The sequence below is a fragment of the Planomonospora algeriensis genome (assembly GCF_977012225.1).
In genome coordinates this window covers 1-2,086 of the sequence record NZ_CDRNDK010000739.1, presented here as the reverse complement: position 1 = coordinate 2,086, position 2,086 = coordinate 1, and the positions used below count along the sequence as shown (strand labels likewise).

Here is a 2,086-nt window from a genome sequence, read left to right as displayed (position 1 = left end):
TGCGCGGCGACGGGGACCTCGGCGGTCCCGGGCGCGGAGGCGTCCGGGGTCCCTTGCGGGGAGGCGGGCGCGCCGGGGGTCACGGGGTTCCTCCCGGGAGTCCCGAGAGCGCCGGCCGGGCGGCGCGGAGCCGGTCGTCGAGCCCGGCCAGGCGCCCGTAGCCCTCGGCGTGCCGGGCAGGTCGCCGTAGGTGACGTCGTCGAAGAGCCGGGCGGCCTCCGCCAGCTCGCCGGCGAACCCGGGCAGCGCCCGGCCCGCCTCGGCGGCCAGCTCGTCCGCGGTACGGCCGGGCAGTTCCTCGACGACGGCCCGCTCCTCCAGATCGCGGGCGACGGCCCGCAGCGTTCCCTGATCGCCTCGGCCCACCGCCGCTCGGCCGCGTGCCGCTCGGCCTCCGCCCGGTGCTCGGCCGCCGAGCGGGCCGCGGCCTCGAACAGCTCGCCGCCGCGGACGCGCCGGGCTCGGGTCGCCCGGCGCGCCATCGACAGGACCGGGAGGGCGACGAGCAGGACGACGAAGGCCAGCAGGAGGATCGAGAACCATCCGCCGGGCAGCCCCGCGGCGGCGTCGAGGAGCCCTTCGAGCCAGTCCCATACGGCACCGGAGACCCGGTCCCACCAGGACTCCCTCGGGTAGACCGGCTTGGCCAGCTCGCGGACGGCCGCCTCCCTGGCGGCGTCGCGGGCGATGTCGACCGGGACGCCGTCGGTGAGCGGGCCGGTCGACGGGATGATCGGCGGGACGGTCACCGGGGCCATGCTCCGGGGTCCTGGGGCGGGGGGCCGTAGCCCTGGCCGGGGTCCTGGGGCGGTGCTCCGTAGCCGCCCTGGGGCGGGGGGCCGTAGCCCTGCCCGGCGGGTCCGCCGTAACCCTGGCCGTAACCCTGGCCGGGGTCCTGGGGCGGTGCTCCGTAGCCGTGGGCCCGGTGGCTCGCGGCGTGGGACGGGTGCCACAGGTCCTCGGGGGACGTGCCCAGGCCCCGCCCGCGGTCCGTGGCGGCGGTCTGCAGCACCAGGTCGAACGCCTCGCCGCGCATCCTGCGGTCGGCGTAGAGCAGGGCGGTGACGGCGGCGGAGAAGGGATAGGTGATGGTCGAGGCGATGATGCCGCCCAACGCGGTCAGCGTGAGGCCGGCGATCCCCGTGGGGAGCCCGGTGTAGGGGTCGGTGGAGCTGATCGCCTCGCCGGCGAAGCTGAACGGCAGGCCCATGACCGTGCCGACCAGCCCGGTGATGATCGCGGTCAGCAGGAGGATGCCGAAGACCCGCCAGAAGTCGCCCTTGACGAGGTGGAACGACCGGCCGATCGCGGCGCCCACCCCGGCCCGCTCCAGCACGATCACCGGCCCGGCCAGGCTGAGCTTGGTGTAGAGGAACGCCGCCACGACGACGGCGCCCAGGAAGCAGGCGATGAAGAGCAGGATGGCGAGCCAGGCGGGTCCGCTCGCCGCGATGAGGGCGGCGAGCAGGACGTTGCCGACGAGGAAGATCGCGATGAAGGCGCCGTAGACCATGACCGCCGACAGGACGGCCAGGCCCAGCAGGGGGAGCACCCGGCCGCGGGTGAGCCGCCAGGCCTCCCCGATCGAGATGTGCTCGCCGAAGACCGCGCGCCCGAGCACGCTGGTCAGCATGCCGCTCAGCAGCACGGTCCCGATCATCTGGATGACGAGGGTGACGAAGACGAGGGCGAACACGCCCGCGATGGCGCCGCCCACCAGGGTGAGGACCTGGTCGGGGTCGCCCGGCCGGTCCTGCGAGGCGATCATCTCGGTGAACGTGACCGCCAGGGAGCCGAGGACGACCACCGTGATGATCAAGGAGATGACCTGCAGGGCGACGGCCACCGCGGCCGAGAGCCCGAGGGTCGCCTTGGGGTTGTCGCGGATGAACTGGACCGCGCCGTTGTAGATGTCGCCGAGGGTCAGCGGGCGCAGCGGGATGACGCCGGGCTTGAGCGCGGGCGGGCCCCGTAGCCGTAGGGGCCGGGCGCCGCGCCGTACGCCTGCTGGCCGTACGCCTGCTGGCCGTACGGCTGGCCGCCGTAGGGGTACTGCTGTCCGGGGGGCGGGGGCTGGCCGTACGGC

General features: G+C 75.3%; 2 protein-coding genes. Both read right to left on the bottom strand.

What is annotated here, in order from left to right:
- Nucleotides 1-543: DUF4129 domain-containing protein (locus tag ACWJ6R_RS35240; RefSeq protein WP_449066361.1), on the bottom strand; the 543-nt coding region annotated here is incomplete at its 3' end.
- 202 nt (nucleotides 544-745) lie between these two features.
- Nucleotides 746-2,086: glycerophosphoryl diester phosphodiesterase membrane domain-containing protein (locus ACWJ6R_RS35235; RefSeq protein WP_449066360.1), on the bottom strand; the 1,341-nt coding region annotated here is incomplete at its 5' end.